This is a genomic window from Halomicrobium sp. IBSBa (assembly GCF_017612575.1).
GTDB lineage: Archaea > Halobacteriota > Halobacteria > Halobacteriales > Haloarculaceae > Halomicrobium.
Genome location: NZ_JADPQC010000001.1, coordinates 203,704 through 220,711, shown reverse-complemented (window position 1 = coordinate 220,711; position 17,008 = coordinate 203,704). Strand labels below are relative to the sequence as shown.

Genomic DNA, 17,008 nt, shown 5'->3' with positions numbered 1-17,008 from the left:
CGGTGTGTGCTACCGCCGGCCGATCCGTTCGTCGTCCGTCGGTTTGCCGGTGTCGAGACCCTCGCCAGCCACGCCGTCGCCCAGCGGTCCGTCGTCCAGTGGCCCACCGTCCAACGGTCCGTCGTCCGGCGGCCGCCGCTCGTCGCGCTGACCGCCCAACTGTGCCGTGAGGAACTGGTCGGTCTCCTCGATCGTCCGGTCGAAGGCGTCGTCCGGGAAGCCGTGGTCGCCGCCATCGATCACCACGAAGGCCCCGATCGACAGCGCGTCGACGGCGTCGGCGTACCGCCGGGCCTGCTCGATCGGGAGGACCTCGTCGGCGTCGCCGTGGACGACCAGCGTCGGGGGCGTCCCCACGTCCGTCTGGCCCATCGGCGACGCGAAGTCGTAGGCCCCGGGCATCGCCTCACGCGTCCCGCCCAGGTAGTCGACGTGGGCGTCCGGGTCCGCGTCGAAACACCGGAAGTCGTAGATGCCGGCCCAGCCGACGGCGGCCGCGACCGCCGAAGACGCGCCGGGGTAGGCCTCGGGCTCGAAGCCCGGCTCGTCGGCCGTCACGGAGACGAGCGTCGCGAGGTTCGCTCCCGCTGAGTAGCCCGCCGCCGCGAGCCGCTCGGGATCGATCCCGTACTCCGCACCCTCGACGCGACACCACTCGACCGCCGCCTTGGCGTCGATCAGCGCGGCCGGGAACGTCGCCTCGTCGGCGAGCCGGTACTCCGGGGTCACGACGACGTATCCAGCGTCGGCCAGAGCACGCGCCTGTTCGGCCAGCTGGGTCTTCTCGCCCGAACGGAAGGCCCCGCCGTGGAACAGGACGACGGTCGGTCGCGGCCCGCTCTCGCGGGGCTCGTACACGTCGAGCCGGAGCGTCCGCGCCGGTGTCTCGTGGAACGCGATCTCGAAATGAACCGTCCCGCTGGTGTCAGTCGTCACTCCCGGAAGGATCGGTCCGTCGATACAAGTGCTCGTCGGAGTCCGCCCTGCCTCCGCGACGCTGGCCCGCCTAGTCGCAGTGTGGACACTCGCGTCGCTGGACGCCGTCGGGATCGAGCGTCCACTCCAGCTCGCGACCACAGCGGTCGCAGGTCCCGTCGTCGGATTCGGACTCGTCGCTCCGCTGGCACTCGCCGCCTGGGATCGGGTCCATATCTAGTCCCCACAGCGGGCGAGACAAAAGCGTGGTGGCGCTTCAGGGGTGGGCGTAGTACGCCAGCACGTCCTCGCTCTCGCCGACCGCGTCGATCCGGGCGAAGCCGACGCGCTCGAACTGGACCACGTCGTCGGCCTCGTAGTCGGTCACACCGGGCTCCGCGATCCCGCTCACGTCCCCGTCCATCGTCCGCAGCTGGACGCTCGGGCCGTCCGCGGGTGCCCAGTGGATCACGTCGACGTCGCCGTCGGTCACCACGTCGAGGTCGTCGCCGGTGTACTCCAGCGCGTCGCGGGTGTGGCGAACGCAGCCGTAGCCCTTGAGCCAGACACGCTCGCCGTGGGGCGGCAGGTCGTCGCCCTCGACGACGACGGCGTCGCCCACCGGAATCGCTCGGCGGCCGCGATCCTCGTGGTCCGGGTGGACGTACGGCTCCCCGGCGTCGGGCCCGCCGACGACCTGATACTCGACGATCCCACCGGTCTCCTTGGCGTCGCGGACGAAGAATGCTCGGTCGGCGTCGTCGTCGATCAGTTCGCGGTTGTTCGCGTAGATCGCCGACATCGCCAGGTCGACGTTCGAGGTGGAGGTGCCAAGCCCCGTCATCGCCTCGACGATGGCTTCGCCGCGGATGCCCCGACGGCGGAGGCTCGCGATCGTCGGCGCGCGCGGGTCGTCCCAGCCGGTGAGTTCGCCGGCCTCGATCTTCTCGATGATCGTCGAGGTCGACATCGGCACGTCGTAGGCGTCGATCTGGACGTGGCCCCAGTGGAGCACTTCCGGGTACTCCCAGTCGAAGTAGTCATAGAGGAACTGCTGGCGCTTTGCCGAGTCCTGCAGGTCGATCCCGCGGATGATGTGGGTGATCTCCGTGAGGTGGTCGTCGAGCCCGCTCTGGAAGTCGAGCATCGGCCAGCAGCGGTAGTCGCTGGCCTCCTCGCGTGGATGGGGCGTGTCGATCATGCGGAACGCGACCCAGTCGCGCAGTGCGGGATTCTTGTGCTCGATGTCTGTCTTCACCCGCAGCACCATCTCGCCGCTCTCGTAGTCGCCGTCGATCATCGCCTCGAACTCGGCGTGGACCTGCTCGACGTCTTTCTCGCGGTGTGGACAGGCCTCGCCGCTGTTTTTCATGTCGGAAAACTCCGCCTGCGGGCACGAGCAGGTGTAGGCCCCGCCCTTCTCGATCAGTTCGCTGGCGTACTCGTAGTAGGTCTCGACACGGTCGCTGGCCGTGATCACTTCGTCGGGTTCGAACCCGAGGTAGTCGATCGCGTCACGGATCTCGTCGTAGGCGTCGAGGTCCGGCCGCTTGGTCTCGGGGTCGGTGTCGTCGAAGCGACACAGCATCCACCCGTCGTACATCTCCTTGTACGTCCCGATGACGGCCGGCATCCGGGCGCTCCCGAGGTGCCACGGCCCGTTGGGGTTCGGGGCCAGTCGCATCCGAACCTCGTCGTACTCGGAGACGTTCGGGAGGTCCGGCAGGGGCTGGTCGTCTTCTTCGTCCTCACTCTCCAGGTCGTCGAGCACGTCGGGTGCGATCTCGGCCAGTCGCTCGCGGCGCTCGTCGGCGTCCATCCCGTTGACGCGCTCGATGACCGGCGAGATGACGCCGGGAATCTCGTCGCCGTACTCGCGAAAGTCGGGGTGCTCGCCCATCAGGGGCCCCATGATCGCTCCGACCTGTGCCTCGCTGTCGTGCTTGACCGCGTTCGTCAGCGCCGCTTTCTCGGCGGCGTCTTCGACGCGGGCGCGTAGATCGTCGTCCATGCACGCACGTCGGCGGGGCGGGGTGAAAATTACGTCGGAACGGTTCCCGTCAGTACTCGCGCTCGACGAGGTAGTCGGCGATCCCCGCCAGTAGCTGGCGCGGCTCGTTGTCCGGCAGCACTTCGAGGCGCTCTTTCCCGCTGGCGATCAGGTCGTGGGCCGTCTCGCGGGCGAACTCGATGCTCCCGGCGGCTTCGAGCTCGGCGACGGCGTCGTCGATCTCGCTCTCGGTGACCGCCTCGACGGAGTCGGTCTCGACGAGTCCCTCCACGTCGACGCCCTGCTGGCGGGCGTGCAGCGTGATGATCGTCTGCTTTTCCTCGACGAGGTCGGAGCCGCGTTGCTTGCCCAGTTTCTCCGAGGGCGTCGTCAGGTCCAGCAAGTCGTCCTGGATCTGGAAGGCCCGTCCCACGTCGAGCCCGTAGCCATAGAGCGGTTCGACGGCTTCCTCGGCACCCATCAGCTGTGCCGGGATCGACGCCGAGGCCGCGTACAGCACGGCCGTCTTCAGCTCGACCATGTCGAGGTACTCGTCGGTCGTGACCGCCGCACGGCTCTCGAAGTCGATGTCGAACGACTGGCCCTCACAGATCTCCGTACACGTCTGGGCGAGTCGCTTCGTCGCGGCGACGGATCGATCCGGCTCCGCGCCCGTATCCAGCATGTACTCGAAGGCCTTCGAGAACAGCGTGTCGCCCGCGAGGATCGCCGTCGAGAGGTCGTACTCGCGGTGGACCGCCGGGACCCCGCGACGCAGGTCGTCGTCGTCCATGATGTCGTCGTGGATCAGGGTAAAGGACTGGATCGTCTCGATGCCGACGGCGGCGCGCAACACGTCGATCTCGCCGCCGTCGACGGTCGGGAACGACCGGTAGTTCGTCGACTGTGGCTCGACGTCGGCGAGTGACTCGGCCGCCAGCAGCAGCATCGTCGGACGGAGTCGCTTCCCACCGGCGTCCATCAGGTACCGCGACGCCTCGTAGAGCTCCTCGGGCTCGTCGACCGGGAGCTCTCGCTCGATCGCGTCGTTGACCTGCTCGCGGCGGGCGACGATCGCCGCCTCGACGTCCTCTTGACGAGCCATCCTACTCGACCAGCGTGATCCGGTTGCCGTTACTGGTCGCGTGCAGATCGCGACCGAGCTTGTAGCCCTGGCTCTCACAGAGGCTGACGTACGGTGCGAACCCGGACATGCTCTGGTGAGCCGGGATGACGTTCTGGGGCTGGAGCGCCTGCAGCATCTCGTAGTGGCCTTCCTCGCGGAGGTGCCCCGAGACGTGGATGTCGTCGTAGAGGCGCGCGCCCTGCATCTTCAGGAGCTGTTCGGACTGGTAGCGCTGACCCTCGTTGGACGGCTCGGGGATGACCCGCGCCGAGAAGAGGACCTTGTCGCCGTCTTCCAGCTCGTAGGGCGTCTCGCCACGGCCCATGCGGGTGAGCATCGCGCGGGGCTCGCCCTGGTGGCCGGTGACGATCGGCAGGAAGTTCTCCTTGCCGTCGTTCATGATCCGTTTGAACGTGCGGTCGACAGACTTGCGGTGGCCGTACATCCCCAGATCGTCGGGGAAGTCGACGAAGTCGAGTCGCTCCGCGGTCCCGGAGTACTTTTCCATCGAGCGGCCCAGCAGGACCGGCTGTCGGCCGATCTCGTCCGCGAACTCGACCAGGGACTTCACACGGGCGATGTGCGAGGAGAACGTCGTCGCGACGATCCCGCCGTCGTAGTCCTCGATGCTGGTCATGACGTCTTTGAGGTGGCGGCGCGCGACGGACTCGGAGGGCGTTCGGCCCTTCCGGCCGGCGTTCGTACAGTCCTCGATGTAACAGAGGACGCCCTCGCCCTCGCGACCGATCTCTCGGAACCGCTTCATGTCGATGGGGTCGCCCAGCACCGGCGTGTGGTCCATCCGCTTGTCGAGACCGTAGACGACAGACCCTTCAGGCGTGTGGAGCACGGGGTTGATGGCGTCGATGACCGAGTGGGTGACGTTGACGAACTCCAGTTCGTTCTTGTCGCCGATGGACATCGTGCCGCCGGCATCCATCTTCACCAGGTCGTTCTGGACGCCGAACTTCTCCTCGCTCTTGATCTGCTGTTTGACCAGCTCGATCGTGTACGGCGTCGCGACGATGGGCGCGTCGTAGCGGTGTGCGAGCTTCGAGATCGCGCCGATGTGGTCGAGGTGGCCGTGTGTCGGCACGATGGCCTTCACGTCGCCTTCGAGTTCGGACATGACGCGGTCGTCCGGGATCGCACCCATGTCGATGAGGTCGAGCGAGTGCATCCGCTCGGTCTCGACGTTGTCGTGAATCAGTACCTTCGAGAGGTTCAGGCCCATGTCGAAGATGACGATGTCGTCGCCCGCGCGAACGGCCGTCATCTGTCGGCCAACCTCTTCGTAACCGCCAATCGTTGCGATTTCTACTTCCATAGTTGCCTCTCCGAGTAAGGCCGCACGAACGCGGGGGGTACCGGCTACGACAGTTCGTCGATCGCTCGCTCGACAGGTCCTGTGGTCCGCAGGCCGACCGGGTCGCCCCGTAGCCCCGGATCACGCGATGGGTGGGAACCAGTAGTTCCCGACCGTCGTCCGCCGGCCGCCTCCCGCTCGCCGGGCGGCCGTACGCTCGGTTACTTGGGCCTACGACGGCCGCTGTTAAAAACGGCGGGGTTCCGCGGCGGGGGGTGTGACGTGGCTACTCGCCGTCGAGCGCGTCCGAAAGCGGATCGCCGTCACCCTTGGTCTCGAAGGAGTAGCTGCTCTCGTCCTCGTCGTCGAGGTCGTCTTCGTAGGCGTCGCCGTCGGTCGTGGTCTCCTCGTCGTCGCCCGTCGTGGTGTCGGCGGCGGTCTCCTGGAGGTCCTCCCAACTCGTTGCACTCTCGACCGAGTCGTCGAACTGCTCGTCGTCGACGAGGCGCGTCTCGTCGGGCGCGGGCTGTTTATCGACGAAGGGATCGTCTCGCGGCGACGACTCGTCGACCTCGGTCTCCCCGTCGGACTGATCGTCCTGGGTCGACTGGTGCTGTTCGAACTCTTCGGGGTCCGGCGGCGTCCATTCGGGCTGTCCGCCATTCGACGGCTCGTCGCTCGGTTCGTCGTCCGGCTCGGATTGACTCTCGGCAGCGTCGTCGATCGGTCCGCCACTCGTGGGGTCGTTCGCAGGCTGGCCGTCCGTCGACTCGGTCTCGGATCGGCTCTCCGTCGGCTCGACACCGGGCTGGCTGTCTCCCGGTTCGTCGAGTGGCTGGCGACTCGGGGGCTCGTCCGCGGACCGGTCGCCCGCCGGCTCGTCCAGCGGTCCGGGCTGGTCGGGCTGTTGGGCAGTGGGCTCTGCTCCCGGCGTGCGCTCGTCCGTCGGCTGTGGCTCGACCGCCTCGGGGGTTCGTGACTCGGCAACTGGCTGGTCCGGCTGTCGAGGATCGTCGTCCACCTGTGCAGCAGGACGCTGTTCGGACGATGCCTCGGCGTCGGGCTGTCCAGCCACTTGCTCGGGGCTCGACCGTTCAGACGCCGGCTGCGGGTCTGGCTGGTCGGTCTCCGGCGGTGTCTGACTCTCTGGCTCGCTCTCTGCGACCGGCTCCGTGTCGGGAGCGTCGTTCTGGACGGTGTCGGTCTCGTCGCCCGCTTCCACACCGTCGTCTGCTCTCTCGTCGGCGTCTGCGGTGGCACTGTCGAGTTGGCCCTTCGATTCGAGGACCGAGCGCGTCCCGACGGCCGTCCCGTCGGCGACGAGCTTGAACAACAGTCCGCTGACGCCCCCGATCGTCGCGAGGACGCCGACGAGGGCGATCGCGACGCCGCCCCAGCCGGCCGTCGTGGCCGGAGCTCTGAAACCGGGACTCGCGATCGTGCCGGTGAGGAACCCTCCGAGGAGGTTTCCGGTCAACACGAGGACGATACCGACCAGTGTCACGACGAGTAGATGGGCGAGAAAGCGGGTGCCGTACCTGAAAACGCCACTGATTCCGACTACTGCCATACGTTGGACAATAGCCAACGCGAACAAATAGGTTTCGCCCAGGTGAGAAGTGTGTTCGAACCCGGCTACTCCCGGCCACCGGCGATCGTCGTTCCGGGCGCTTCCCCGGCGAGGAAGGCGTCGAGGGCGTCCGGCCCGAAGATCTGGGCGGGCACGCCAAGCGCCAGCAACGCCCGTACCTTCCCGGCCATGCCACCGGTCACGTCGGTCGCGTCGCTGTCGCCGACCGCGTCGGCTACGTCCGCGAAGGCGTCGACCTGGTCGACGACCGATCCCGTGCCGTCGAGCACTCCCGGGACGGTCGAGCACAGTCCGACTCGGTCGGCGTCGACGGCTGGCGCGAGCGCCACGACGAGTTCGTCGCCAGAGAGGACCGTCACGCCTTCGCCCTCGTGGGCGATCACGTCGCCGTGCAAGACGGGGACGAACCCCTCGTCGAGGAGCCGTTCGACGGGCTCGGTCGCCAGCGAGAGCGCTCCGTCCTCGTCGCGGGCGGCCGCCGACAGCGGCTGGACCGGGAGCGCGGCGACCCCGGCCGCTTGTAGGGCTTCGACGACGGCGCGGTTCAACTCCACCATCGCGTCGTGGATCGCGAGCGCCCCCTCTGGGTCGCGGGTCCCGGTGGTCGTCGAGACCCCGTGTTCGTCCGCGTGGTGGTGGCCGAAGCTCCCCCCGCCGTGGACGACCACGAGCGCGGCGTCGCTCTCCGCGACGGCGGCGACGGCTCGCTCCAGTGCCGCCGTGTCGACGGTTTCTGGACGGTCCTTCTCGGTGACGACGCTCCCGCCCAGCTTCAGGACGACCGTCTCGGGACTCATTCGATCCGAACCCCCTCGGTGTCCAGTGCCGCACGGAACGCGTTCTCACAGCCCGGCGTGTACGAGAGCGCGGTCTCCGTCGCGTCGGTCTCGTCCAGCGCGACGACACAGCCGTTGCCGCCAGCGCCGGTGAGCTTCGCGCCCAGCGCGCCCGCGTCTCGCGCCGCCCAGACCATGCTGTCCAGGGATCGCGAGGAGACCCCCAGCGCCGACAGCAGGCCGTGGTTGAAGTCCATCAGCTCACCCAGCTCGCTCAGGTCGCCGGCCTGCAGTGCCCGCTCGCCCTCTCGGACGATGTCGCCGACCGCCTCGACCGTGTCCGCCGCGAAGTCGTACTCCGAGCGGAGCTGCCGGACGCCCGCGACGAGCGCGCCGGTATCCCCGGCCCCGCCGTCGTAGCCGATGACGAACGGGAGCGTGTCGACGCCCTCGATGCGCCGACAGTCGTCGCCCTCGACGCGAACGGCACCGCCCATCGCCGAGCAGAACGTATCGGCTCGCGACGCTTCCCCGTCCTGGACGGTGTGCTCGACGCGGTAGGCTCGCTCGGCCACCTCCCGGGCGTCGAGTTCGACGCCCAGCTCCGCCGTCGCCGCCTTGATGACGCCGACGACGACGGCCGCCGACGAGCCGATCCCGGCTCCCAGCGGGATGGAGCTCTCGACGCTGATCTCGAAGCCCGCGTCCGGCGCGTCGGCGGCGTCGCGTGCCTGCTTGACGGCCTCGTTGATGTAGCCGACCCCCGCCTCGACGAGTGGCTCGGAGACGTTCACGTCCGGTCGATCCGTCGCGTCGCCGCTGTACTCGATCGTGAAGCCGTCAAGCGTGAGATCGTCGAGGTGAACGCGGAGCCCCTCTGCCCGTTCCTCGGCGGTCACGCGAGCGCGGCGCTCGATCGCGCAGGGGACCGCCGGCTCGCCGTAGACCACCGCGTGCTCCCCGAAGAGGTACACCTTCCCGGGAGCGCTCGCTGTAACCATACTCGGCCCTGCGTGGCCATCCGTATAGTAACCGTTGAAACCGACTCCGTCTCTCGTCCTTACCGCTCCTCGACTTGCATCGACATCTCCTGGCGCGGGTGGACCGTCAGCGACGGCATGAGTTCCAGCGGCGTCTCGCCCTCGAAGCGGAGCCGGTAGTCGCTGGCGACCGTCGCGACGATCAGCTTCGCCTCCAGCAGCGCGAGGTGCTTGCCGATACAGTGGCGGGGGCCGCCGCCGAAGGGGAAGAAGGCGAAGCGGTGTCGCCCCTCGCTCCGTTCCGGAGCCCACCGTTCGGGGTCGAACTCCTCCGGGTTCTCCCAGTGGCGCTCGGAGTGGTGGACGGCCCACTGTGGCAGCATGAGGACCGTCGACGGCGCAACGTCGTACCCACCGAGTTCGACCGGCTCGGTCGGCGTCCGGAAAATCGTGTACACGGGCGGGTACATGCGCATCGACTCGTCGATCACCCAGTCGAGGTACTCAAGTTCCTGGACGTGGTCGATCGTCGGCCGTTCGTCACCCACGACCGCGTCGATCTCCTCGTGGAGTCGCTGCTCGACCTCGGGGTGTTCCGAGAGGAGGAACCACGTGTAGGTCAGCGTCAGCGCAGTGGTGTCGTGGCCCGCGAGCAGCATCGTCATCATCTCGTCGCGCAACTGCTCTTCGGACTGCTCGCCGCGATCCCGTGCCCGCATGAGGATCGAGAGGAAGTCCATCGGGCCGTCCTCGCCGCCGGTCGTTCCCCGACGGCGCTCGAAGATGTCGTCGAGCACGCCGTCGAGCGTCTCCACCGCCGCGTCGAACTCGGCGTCGTCTGGCATGGGCACCCACTCGGGCATCGCGAAGCGGATCGGGTCGGGCTCGAACCGCGCCCCCAGCGGGACGAGCTGGTCCTGCACGGTCGTCACGCGCTCGTCTGGCAACTCGACGCCCATCATCAGGTCGAGGATCACGTCGAGCGTGACGTGGGTCATCCCGCGTTCGGCGTCGACCACCGAACCGTCCTGCCAGTCGGCGACGAGGGACTCGGCGTGGTCGACGATCCTGTCGTCCATGTCCGCGAGGCGTGCCATGCTGAAGGCCGGGTTCGCCAGCTTGCGCTGTTCTTGCCAGGTGTCGCCCTCGCTCAGCAGGAGCCCGTCTCCCAGCAGGTCACCCAGCGCGTCGTCCTGAAAGTCCGGCTTCCGATACTTCGAGTCGTCGTCGACGAGAATCTGCTGGACGAGCGCCGGCTCTGCGATCAGGAGGGTGTCCATCGGCCCCATGTCGAAGCGTGCGACGCCGCCGTACGCCGATTCGAGCGCCTCGACGAACCGGAACGGGTCCTGGGCGTACGTGCGACTGCTTCCGAACAGCGGTTCTCCCTTCGGCCCCGGCGGAGTCTCTGCCATCGTGTGATCTACGGGCGCTCGACGTTTGAATCGTGTACCAAACCGACAGTCCATCGACCTACAGCCACCGGGCGGGATCGAGGTCCCAGTCGGTGTGGAGACGCGCCCAGACGCCGCCGAGCCCGCCCAGCCCGCTCAGTCCGACCGTGTAGAGCCCGAACAGTCCGAAGACGATGGCCAGAAACAGATCGTAGGCCGGCGACGACGGCGGGACGCCGTAGCCGAGCCAGCCGACGACCAACAGCGTCGGCACGAACAACACGAGCAGCGGGATCGCGGCGACGACGCCAGAGAGCAGGCCGACGGCCAGGCCAGTCGCGTAGCGACAGCCACGCCGGTGGCTCGCGACGGCACCGCCCACGACGGGCGAAAAAGGGAGCACCGAGAGGACGACCGTCACCGCCGCGCCCCACCCAGCGTCACGGAACAGCCCGGTCATCTCACGAGCCGATTTCAGTGTCGTACTTCACGTAGTTGCCGAGCCAGCCACCCAATGCGCTAAAGCCCACGACGTAAGCGACGTAGAGAGCGAACAACAGCAGCATGAACGCGATCCCCAGCACCCCGAAGGCGAATCCGTCGGGACCGACACCGATCGCGAAGAGCCCGAACAGAGAGCCGACCACGAATCCGCCGAGTCCGAGTGGGATCAGCGCCACCAGACCGGCGTAGAGACCAACGCGGAGTCCGTCCGAGCGATCGCCACCTTCCAGATAGCCCGCCGTGAGTCCGCCCAGTAACGGTCCGAGGGGCAACACTGCACCGGCGACGGTGCCGACGGCTGCACCGATCAGGGCGTTGACGAGCGTATCTCCTTGTGCCATGTGGCGTCGTTCACCGCCGTCGCTCTTAAACTATCCCGTCCGGCGGTGATCGCAGTCGCTACCGGGTCTGTGAGAACGGAAAATCGGGAGGCGTCTACAGTTCGCTCTCGAAGTCGGCGAGCTCGTAGACGGTGTCCGAGCCACGGCGGTCGAGCGTCTCGTTGGCCAGTAGCCAGTAGACGACCGACAGTGCCTTGCGCCCCTTGTTGTTCGTCGGGACGACCAGGTCGACGTTCGCGGTGGTGTTGTTGGAGTCACACATCGCGATGACCGGGATGCCGACGGTGATTGCCTCTTTGACGGCCTGGGCGTCACCGATCGGGTCCGTGACGACGACCACGTCGGGCTCGATGTACCCGTCGTAGTCGGGGTTGGTCAGCGTCCCCGGGATGAATCGACCGGTCCGGGCCCGCGCACCGACGGCGTCGGCGAACTTCTCGGCCGGGAACCGACCGTACTGTCGCGAGGAGGCCACGAGGATCTGCTCGGGGTCGTAGTTCGCGAGGAAGTCCGCTGCCGTGCGGATGCGCGAGTCCGTCATCGAGACGTCCAGCACGTACAGCCCGTCGGTCCGGACGCGGTGGATGAACCGCTCCATGTCCTGGGTCTTCTGCTGGGTCCCGATGTGGACGCCCGCGCCGAGGTACTCCTCGACGGGGATGAGGAGGTCTGCCTCGTCGTCAGGCATGACGTCCTCGTCGAGGGACGGTCCCTCGTCAGCTTCTTCAGCCTCGGCGTCGGCCTCGTTGGCCTCGGCGTCGGCGGCCGGTTCCTCAGTGTCGGTAGCCTCGGCGTCGGCCTCTGCTTCGACGTCGTCTTCGGGGTCGAAGTCGGAGTCCTCTGCGTCGAGACCTTCGTTTTCGTTGCCGCTCATACTGCGTTGTCCTCGATTCGGATGAGTTCGTTCAGCTTGGCTGTTCGCTCGCCACCGACCGCGCCCGTCTTGATGAACGGTGCGTCGGTCGCGACGGCGAGGTGTGCGATCGTGGCGTCTTCCGTCTCACCGCTGCGGTGGGAGACGACCGACGCGTACCCGTTGTCCCGGGCCAGTTCGATGGCGTCCACGGCGTCCGTGAGCGTCCCGATCTGGTTGGGCTTGATGAGGATGGAGTTCGCTGCACCGGCGTTGATACCGGCCTGCAGGCGCTCGACGTTGGTGACGAACAGATCGTCGCCACAGATCAGCGTCTGGTCGCCGACCCGGTCGGTCAGGTCGGCGAAGGCCTCGTAGTCGTTCTCGTCGAGCGGGTCCTCGACGTAGACGAGGTCGTACTCCTCGACTTTCTGGGCGATGTAGTCGATCTGCTCCTCGGCCGAGCGGACCTGGTCGTCGTAGACGTAGCCGTCCTCCTCGGCGTCGTACAGTTCCGCACCGGCCACGTCCAGGCCGAAGGAGATCGCGAAGCCGAGATCGTCCGCGACGGTCTCGACTGCCTCGGCCATGATCTCGAAGGCCTCGTCGTCGGAGATTGACGGTGCCCACGCGCCCTCGTCTCCCTTGCCGGCGGGCAGGTCCCGCTCGGCGAGGATGTCGTGGACTTCCTGGTGGACCGCGGCGTTGGCGAAGACGGCGTCTTCGACGCTTGGCGCACCGACGGGTGCCGCGAGGAACTCCTGGATGTTCGTCGCGTCCGCGGCGTGTTCGCCGCCGCCGATGATGTTGCCAAGCGGCGTCGGGTACTCGTTGCCCCGAAACGTCCCACCGAGGTGCTGGTACAGCGGCGCACCGAGCACGTCGGCTCCGGCCTTCGCGGCCGCCATCGAGATGGCGACGGCGCTGTTGGCCCCGATCTCCGAGAAGTCGTCGGTCCCGTCTGCCGCGTGAAGCGCCGCGTCGACGTCACGCTGATTGCCGGCGTGAACCTCGCCGATCAGTCGGGGCAGCGCGTCCTCGCGTGCCCGTGCGATCGCCTCGTTGGCAGGCAACTCGATGGCCTCGTACTCGCCGGTACTCGCTCCGCTCGGTGCCTTGCCGCGTCCGAAGCCGCCACTCTCGGTGAGCACGTCGGCCTCGACCGTCGCGTTGCCACGCGAGTCGAGCACGCGGCGCAGTCGTACGTCCGTGATGAGCGTCATCAGTTGTCACCTCGTCGAACTGTGAAGGGCAGGACGCCAGCGTCGTACTCCTCGGCCGCGATGAGGATCGGCTGGGTCTGCTCGGTGTCGATGAGCACCGGCGCACCGAAAGCCACCTGCAGCGCTCGCGCACCGATGATCCGCGCCTTCTCGTAGCGGTTTTCCTGAACCATCATTGATAGGGTGCCACGATGTCGACGAGGTCCTTGTGCGAGACGAGCATCCGGCGACAGCAGTGGCGCTCGACGCCGAGTTCGTCGAGGACCTTTTCGGGGTCCTCTGGCTCCTCGGCTTCGCGGGTGCGGGCCTTGAACTCCTCCCAGTGCTCGGCGACGACGTTACCACAGGTGAAACACCGGACCGGTACCATCATATCATATCACCTTAGCGGTAGGACTTCTGGTAGCGGGCCCGTGCGCCGGGGCCGCCCCACTTCTTGGCTTCGGACTGGCGAACGTCGTTGACCAGCAGCGAGCGGTCGAACTCCATGAACGCGTCACGGAGTTCGGCGTCGTTGGTGTGGTCGACGAGGCCGCGTGCGATCGCGGTCCGGGCCGCGTCGGCCTGGCCCATGACGCCGCCACCTTCGACGGAGACCTCCACGTCGACCTGCTCGCGCAGGTCGTCGTCGGCGATCCGGAACGGCTCCAGCATCTTCAGCTGGGCCAGCTCGGGATCGACCAGCTCGACCGGCTGGGAGTCGATACGTACCCGACCCTCGCCCTCGCGAACGGTCGCGCGGGCGACGGCCGTCTTCTTCTTGCCAGAGGTGTTCGTTACCATGTTACGTTCGCTCCGATGGATTCGCTGACGTCTCCGAGCGAGACGAACTTGATGTTCGACAGTCGATCCAGCGAGGTCCCCTCCAGAATCTCCGCGTCGAGGTCGTGGTCCTCGTAGGGGTTGCCCACGTAGACGCGGACGTTCGAGAGTGCCTCGCGACCGCGGGTCTTCTTGTGGGGAAGCATCCCGCGGATCGAGCGCTTGAAGATGCCGTCCGGTCGCTTCGGGTAGTACGGACCTCGATCGGAGCCGACCTCGCGGCGCTTCTCGAACTTCTCCATGATCTGGTCCTCGTTACCCGTGATGACGGCTTCTTCGGCGTTGACGACGGCGATCGTCTCGCCGTCGAGCGCGCGCTGTGCGACGTTGGAAGCGACGCGTCCGAAGATGCAGTCGCGGGCGTCGACGACGACGTCCGCGTCGAATTCTGCGACGCTCATTGGATGATGCGCACCTCCGAGCCCTCGGGGTTCTGTTCGACTGCGGTTTCGAGCGATACTGCCTCTCCAACCTGGTCGATCTTCTTCTCGGCCGTTCCGGAGAAGTCGACAGCTGCGACGGTCACGTCCTTCTGCAGGACGCCGGAACCGAGCACCTTGCCGGGCACGATGACGGTCTCGTCTTCCTGGGCGTATCGTTCGATACGGCCGAGGTTGACTTCCGCGTGCGTGCGTCGTGGCTTTTCGAGACGCTCGGCGATGTCGCCCCAGACATCCGCGCCCGAACGGGCGGCGGATTTCAGGTCGGCGATGAGACTACTGAGTCTCGGATTAGTCTTACTCATGACGTTCCTCCTGTGTGAGAAAGTGCAGGGAGCAGGATTTGAACCTGCGGACCCCTACGGGACAGCGCCCTGAACGCTGCGCCGTTGGCCAAACTTGGCTATCCCTGCTCGCAATAGGTCGTTTTGTTTGCCCCGTAAAACCGCTTTCGATCCTCACGCTGGCGCGGGGTGGCGTCGCGATCATCGGTGCGGTTGGGGCAGGGGTCATCTTATAGTTGGACTGCGTCGCGTAGTTCGTCCGCACGGGATCGAATCGAATCGACCGCGCGGAGGGTGAGCTCCTCGACGGAGAGGGAACCGTCAGTCTCGACGTGGAAGACGAACGCGTTCTCTACGTCGTGAACTTCCAGTTCCTTGCCGGGGTAGCGCTTCGTGAGATCGCTGTCGAACTCCTCGGTCAGGACGAGGTCGCCGTCATCGGCGTCCCCGTCGACGTGTTCGGCAGCTTGCTCCTCGATGACGCCCCGAAGGATGTGGGTCTCGTCGTCCTCGAACTCGCCTTTGTCGCCGACGACCTCGACGCGCTGGAGGTGTCGGTACCCGACGGCCACGCCGCCCTGATGCTTGGCGTGTTCGCGGCCACGATCCAGGACGGCGTCGGCCTCGACTTCGAGGCGCTGGCCGTCCTTGAGATCGATGATCGGGATGTTGTCGTCGGCCGGCTCGACCAGGGAGTCGGAGCTGACCAGATCACCGGAGTAGGCGGTTTCGGGACCGGAGACGTCGATCGACAGCGTCACTTCGTCGCCGACCTCGAAGTCGTCGAGGTCGGTCGTGAGTGGGACCAGCCCGAGGCGGAGTCCGATCTGCTCGTCGAACATCACGCTGGAGTTCTCGATGACTCGGACGGTATCGACGCTGAAGGTCGGCACGTCGGCGATCATCGCCCGGCGGATGCCGTTGGCAAAGGCGGGGCTGATCCCGCGTACGAGGAACCGTGCCTCGCGATCGGAGCGTTCGACGAACTCGACCTCGTAGTCCTGTGTCATTGGTTAGAATCCGGCGTTCTTGGGACCGCGGGTCCCGTCGTGCGGGATCGGTGTGACGTCTTCGATGCGGCCGATCTCCAGGCCTGCACGGGCGAGTGCGCGGATCGTCGCCTGTGCGCCTGGGCCGGGGGACTTCTGCTGGTTCCCGCCGGGACCGCGCACGTTGACGTGGACGCCCTCGATGTTCTGGGCCTTGGCCTTCTCGGCGACGACTTCGGCCATCTGCATCGCGGCGTAGGGCGACGCTTCGTCGCGGTTCTGCTTGACGACCGTCCCACCGGAGGACTTGGCCAGCGTCTCGGCACCGGTCTGGTCCGTGATGGTGATGATCGTGTTGTTGAACGATGCGTACACGTGGGCGATGCCCCACTTGCTGTCTTCGGATTCACTCATTCTTGGGCCTCCGCTCGTTCTGGGTGGAGTTCGTCCGCGATCGGGCTGTGTTCGTCGAAGCCGACGTCGCCTTCGCTGTCGGACTCGACCTTCATGCCGGGTCGGGTGACGCGGGCGTCACCGAGGACGATGTGGCCGTGCGAGATGAACTGTCGGGCCTGCTCGGGCGTGTTCGCGTAGCCCTTGCGGTAGACGACAGTCTGGAGTCGGCGTTCGAGCACGTCGGTGACGTCCAGCGACAGCACGTCGTCGAGTGCGTCGGTCTCGTTGAGGACGCCCAGTCGCTTCAGTCGGGTGAGGAACTCGTCGGCTTCGAACCGGGAGCCCTCGCCCTCCGCTCGGCCCAGCAGCTTTCGGGCCTCGCGTCGGTAGCTACGGAGCTCGGACTGTGCGCGCCACAGTTCCTCCTTGTTCTTCAGGCCGTAGCGGCCGATGAGGTTCTGCTCGTCGGCGATGCGTTCACCCTGGTAGGGGTGGTTCGGCGTCTCGTAGAACTTGGTGTTGGATCCGAGTGCCATTATTCCTCACCGCCCTCGTCTTCCTCGGCGGCCGCTTCCTCGGCCTGTTCCTCCTTGATGGCCTCGACGTTGACACCGATGGTGCCCTCGGTTCGGCCGGTGGACTTCGTTCGCTGACCGCGGACCTTCTGGCCGCGCTTGTGGCGAACGCCCTTGTAGGAGTCGATCATCTGCATCCGGTTGACGTCGGCGCGACGCTGCATCTGCAGGTCGTTACCGATCTCGTGGGTCGTCTCACCGGAGTAGAAGTCGTTCTGGTGGTTCGTGAGCCATTCCGGGACCTCGTCAGCGTACCCCTCGACCTTCTCGACGACGGCCTCGATGTCCTCGTCGTCCAGCGCGCCAAAGAGCGCCTGGCGGTCGACACCGGCTTTCTCGGCGATGATGCGCGCTGCGCGCTTGCCGATGCCGTTCATGTCTGTCAGGGAACGCTCGACGGACTTCGTACCGTCGAGGTCAGTCTGTCCGATACGGACGAAGTAGCGGAGTTCCTCCTCGTCCACGTCTTCGTCCAGTTCTGGTTCTTCTGCACTCATGTGTGG

General features: G+C 66.8%; 22 protein-coding genes and 1 tRNA gene. All 23 read right to left on the bottom strand.

Annotated elements, in window-relative coordinates:
* Positions 1-9 precede the first annotated feature (9 nt).
* Positions 10-936: an alpha/beta hydrolase gene (locus IL252_RS01170; RefSeq protein ID WP_208626037.1), complete on the bottom strand. Its 927-nt coding sequence runs from the start codon at positions 934-936 to the stop codon at positions 10-12.
* Positions 937-1,006: 70 nt separating this feature from the next.
* Entirely contained in the window at positions 1,007-1,150 is a 144-nt protein-coding gene (locus tag IL252_RS01165; RefSeq protein ID WP_170094571.1) for a hypothetical protein, read from the bottom strand.
* A gap of 42 nt (positions 1,151-1,192) precedes the next feature.
* Complete coding sequence (locus IL252_RS01160) at positions 1,193-2,926, bottom strand: glutamate--tRNA ligase (RefSeq protein WP_208626034.1); 1,734 nt, start codon at positions 2,924-2,926, stop codon at positions 1,193-1,195.
* Positions 2,927-2,975: 49 nt separating this feature from the next.
* The gene (locus tag IL252_RS01155; RefSeq protein WP_208626032.1) at positions 2,976-4,010 is read right to left on the bottom strand and encodes a geranylfarnesyl diphosphate synthase; all 1,035 of its coding nucleotides are present in this window, start codon (positions 4,008-4,010) and stop codon (positions 2,976-2,978) included.
* 1 nt (position 4,011) lies between these two features.
* Positions 4,012-5,358 carry a ribonuclease J gene (locus IL252_RS01150; protein ID WP_208626030.1) on the bottom strand — a complete coding sequence of 449 codons (1,347 nt, stop codon included), beginning with the start codon at positions 5,356-5,358 and terminating at the stop codon, positions 4,012-4,014.
* A 265-nt stretch (positions 5,359-5,623) separates the two neighbouring features.
* A complete protein-coding gene (locus IL252_RS01145; protein WP_208626028.1) occupies positions 5,624-6,907 on the bottom strand; it encodes a hypothetical protein in 1,284 nt (427 codons plus the stop codon).
* A gap of 65 nt (positions 6,908-6,972) precedes the next feature.
* Positions 6,973-7,725: an isopentenyl phosphate kinase gene (locus IL252_RS01140; RefSeq protein WP_208626026.1), complete on the bottom strand. Its 753-nt coding sequence runs from the start codon at positions 7,723-7,725 to the stop codon at positions 6,973-6,975.
* Positions 7,722-8,705 carry a mevalonate kinase gene (gene mvk / locus IL252_RS01135; RefSeq protein ID WP_208626024.1) on the bottom strand — a complete coding sequence of 328 codons (984 nt, stop codon included), beginning with the start codon at positions 8,703-8,705 and terminating at the stop codon, positions 7,722-7,724. Before mvk ends, IL252_RS01140 begins: the two co-directional genes overlap by 4 nt.
* Positions 8,706-8,764: 59 nt before the next feature.
* Positions 8,765-10,099 carry a cytochrome P450 gene (locus IL252_RS01130; protein ID WP_208626021.1) on the bottom strand — a complete coding sequence of 445 codons (1,335 nt, stop codon included), beginning with the start codon at positions 10,097-10,099 and terminating at the stop codon, positions 8,765-8,767.
* Positions 10,100-10,157: 58 nt separating this feature from the next.
* Complete coding sequence (locus IL252_RS01125) at positions 10,158-10,538, bottom strand: DUF5518 domain-containing protein (RefSeq protein WP_208626018.1); 381 nt, start codon at positions 10,536-10,538, stop codon at positions 10,158-10,160.
* 1 nt (position 10,539) lies between these two features.
* Entirely contained in the window at positions 10,540-10,923 is a 384-nt protein-coding gene (locus tag IL252_RS01120) for a DUF5518 domain-containing protein (RefSeq protein ID WP_208626016.1), read from the bottom strand.
* 94 nt (positions 10,924-11,017) lie between these two features.
* On the bottom strand, positions 11,018-11,797 hold the full coding sequence (gene rpsB, locus IL252_RS01115) for a 30S ribosomal protein S2 (RefSeq protein WP_208626013.1): 780 nt from the start codon (positions 11,795-11,797) through the stop codon (positions 11,018-11,020).
* Positions 11,794-12,999, bottom strand: a complete 1,206-nt coding sequence (eno, locus tag IL252_RS01110; protein WP_208626010.1) for a phosphopyruvate hydratase — start codon at positions 12,997-12,999, stop codon at positions 11,794-11,796. The genes rpsB and eno overlap by 4 nt, the downstream gene beginning before the upstream one ends.
* Positions 12,999-13,175: a DNA-directed RNA polymerase subunit K gene (locus IL252_RS01105; RefSeq protein ID WP_153553670.1), complete on the bottom strand. Its 177-nt coding sequence runs from the start codon at positions 13,173-13,175 to the stop codon at positions 12,999-13,001. Before IL252_RS01105 ends, eno begins: the two co-directional genes overlap by 1 nt.
* Complete coding sequence (locus IL252_RS01100; RefSeq protein ID WP_015763544.1) at positions 13,172-13,372, bottom strand: DNA-directed RNA polymerase subunit N; 201 nt, start codon at positions 13,370-13,372, stop codon at positions 13,172-13,174. Before IL252_RS01100 ends, IL252_RS01105 begins: the two co-directional genes overlap by 4 nt.
* 11 nt (positions 13,373-13,383) lie before the next feature.
* Positions 13,384-13,782 carry a 30S ribosomal protein S9 gene (locus IL252_RS01095; RefSeq protein ID WP_015763543.1) on the bottom strand — a complete coding sequence of 133 codons (399 nt, stop codon included), beginning with the start codon at positions 13,780-13,782 and terminating at the stop codon, positions 13,384-13,386.
* Positions 13,776-14,222, bottom strand: a complete 447-nt coding sequence (locus IL252_RS01090) for a 50S ribosomal protein L13 (protein WP_153553669.1) — start codon at positions 14,220-14,222, stop codon at positions 13,776-13,778. Before IL252_RS01090 ends, IL252_RS01095 begins: the two co-directional genes overlap by 7 nt.
* Positions 14,219-14,566 (bottom strand): 50S ribosomal protein L18e, encoded by a 348-nt coding sequence (locus IL252_RS01085; protein WP_015763541.1) that lies wholly within the window; start codon positions 14,564-14,566, stop codon positions 14,219-14,221. The genes IL252_RS01090 and IL252_RS01085 overlap by 4 nt, the downstream gene beginning before the upstream one ends.
* A 23-nt stretch (positions 14,567-14,589) precedes the next feature.
* Positions 14,590-14,674: transfer RNA gene (locus IL252_RS01080), tRNA-Leu, on the bottom strand.
* Between the two features lie 101 nt (positions 14,675-14,775).
* On the bottom strand, positions 14,776-15,555 hold the full coding sequence (locus IL252_RS01075) for a DNA-directed RNA polymerase subunit D (protein ID WP_208626007.1): 780 nt from the start codon (positions 15,553-15,555) through the stop codon (positions 14,776-14,778).
* A gap of 3 nt (positions 15,556-15,558) precedes the next feature.
* Complete coding sequence (locus IL252_RS01070) at positions 15,559-15,948, bottom strand: 30S ribosomal protein S11 (RefSeq protein ID WP_015763539.1); 390 nt, start codon at positions 15,946-15,948, stop codon at positions 15,559-15,561.
* On the bottom strand, positions 15,945-16,466 hold the full coding sequence (locus IL252_RS01065; protein ID WP_153553667.1) for a 30S ribosomal protein S4: 522 nt from the start codon (positions 16,464-16,466) through the stop codon (positions 15,945-15,947). The genes IL252_RS01070 and IL252_RS01065 overlap by 4 nt, the downstream gene beginning before the upstream one ends.
* The gene (locus IL252_RS01060; protein WP_015763537.1) at positions 16,466-17,002 is read right to left on the bottom strand and encodes a 30S ribosomal protein S13; all 537 of its coding nucleotides are present in this window, start codon (positions 17,000-17,002) and stop codon (positions 16,466-16,468) included. The genes IL252_RS01065 and IL252_RS01060 overlap by 1 nt, the downstream gene beginning before the upstream one ends.
* Positions 17,003-17,008 lie beyond the last annotated feature (6 nt).

Coding starts and splice junctions, on each gene's coding strand:
- IL252_RS01165 (WP_170094571.1), bottom strand. CDS start 1,150: ATGGACCCGATCCCAGGCGGCGAGTGCCAGCGGAGCGACGAGTCCGAA.
- IL252_RS01160 (WP_208626034.1), bottom strand. CDS start 2,926: ATGGACGACGATCTACGCGCCCGCGTCGAAGACGCCGCCGAGAAAGCG.
- IL252_RS01155 (WP_208626032.1), bottom strand. CDS start 4,010: ATGGCTCGTCAAGAGGACGTCGAGGCGGCGATCGTCGCCCGCCGCGAG.
- IL252_RS01150 (WP_208626030.1), bottom strand. CDS start 5,358: ATGGAAGTAGAAATCGCAACGATTGGCGGTTACGAAGAGGTTGGCCGA.
- IL252_RS01145 (WP_208626028.1), bottom strand. CDS start 6,907: ATGGCAGTAGTCGGAATCAGTGGCGTTTTCAGGTACGGCACCCGCTTT.
- IL252_RS01140 (WP_208626026.1), bottom strand. CDS start 7,725: ATGAGTCCCGAGACGGTCGTCCTGAAGCTGGGCGGGAGCGTCGTCACC.
- mvk (WP_208626024.1), bottom strand. CDS start 8,705: ATGGTTACAGCGAGCGCTCCCGGGAAGGTGTACCTCTTCGGGGAGCAC.
- IL252_RS01130 (WP_208626021.1), bottom strand. CDS start 10,099: ATGGCAGAGACTCCGCCGGGGCCGAAGGGAGAACCGCTGTTCGGAAGC.
- IL252_RS01125 (WP_208626018.1), bottom strand. CDS start 10,538: ATGACCGGGCTGTTCCGTGACGCTGGGTGGGGCGCGGCGGTGACGGTC.
- IL252_RS01120 (WP_208626016.1), bottom strand. CDS start 10,923: ATGGCACAAGGAGATACGCTCGTCAACGCCCTGATCGGTGCAGCCGTC.
- rpsB (WP_208626013.1), bottom strand. CDS start 11,797: ATGAGCGGCAACGAAAACGAAGGTCTCGACGCAGAGGACTCCGACTTC.
- eno (WP_208626010.1), bottom strand. CDS start 12,999: ATGACGCTCATCACGGACGTACGACTGCGCCGCGTGCTCGACTCGCGT.
- IL252_RS01105 (WP_153553670.1), bottom strand. CDS start 13,175: ATGATGGTTCAGGAAAACCGCTACGAGAAGGCGCGGATCATCGGTGCG.
- IL252_RS01100 (WP_015763544.1), bottom strand. CDS start 13,372: ATGATGGTACCGGTCCGGTGTTTCACCTGTGGTAACGTCGTCGCCGAG.
- IL252_RS01095 (WP_015763543.1), bottom strand. CDS start 13,782: ATGGTAACGAACACCTCTGGCAAGAAGAAGACGGCCGTCGCCCGCGCG.
- IL252_RS01090 (WP_153553669.1), bottom strand. CDS start 14,222: ATGAGCGTCGCAGAATTCGACGCGGACGTCGTCGTCGACGCCCGCGAC.
- IL252_RS01085 (WP_015763541.1), bottom strand. CDS start 14,566: ATGAGTAAGACTAATCCGAGACTCAGTAGTCTCATCGCCGACCTGAAA.
- IL252_RS01075 (WP_208626007.1), bottom strand. CDS start 15,555: ATGACACAGGACTACGAGGTCGAGTTCGTCGAACGCTCCGATCGCGAG.
- IL252_RS01070 (WP_015763539.1), bottom strand. CDS start 15,948: ATGAGTGAATCCGAAGACAGCAAGTGGGGCATCGCCCACGTGTACGCA.
- IL252_RS01065 (WP_153553667.1), bottom strand. CDS start 16,466: ATGGCACTCGGATCCAACACCAAGTTCTACGAGACGCCGAACCACCCC.
- IL252_RS01060 (WP_015763537.1), bottom strand. CDS start 17,002: ATGAGTGCAGAAGAACCAGAACTGGACGAAGACGTGGACGAGGAGGAA.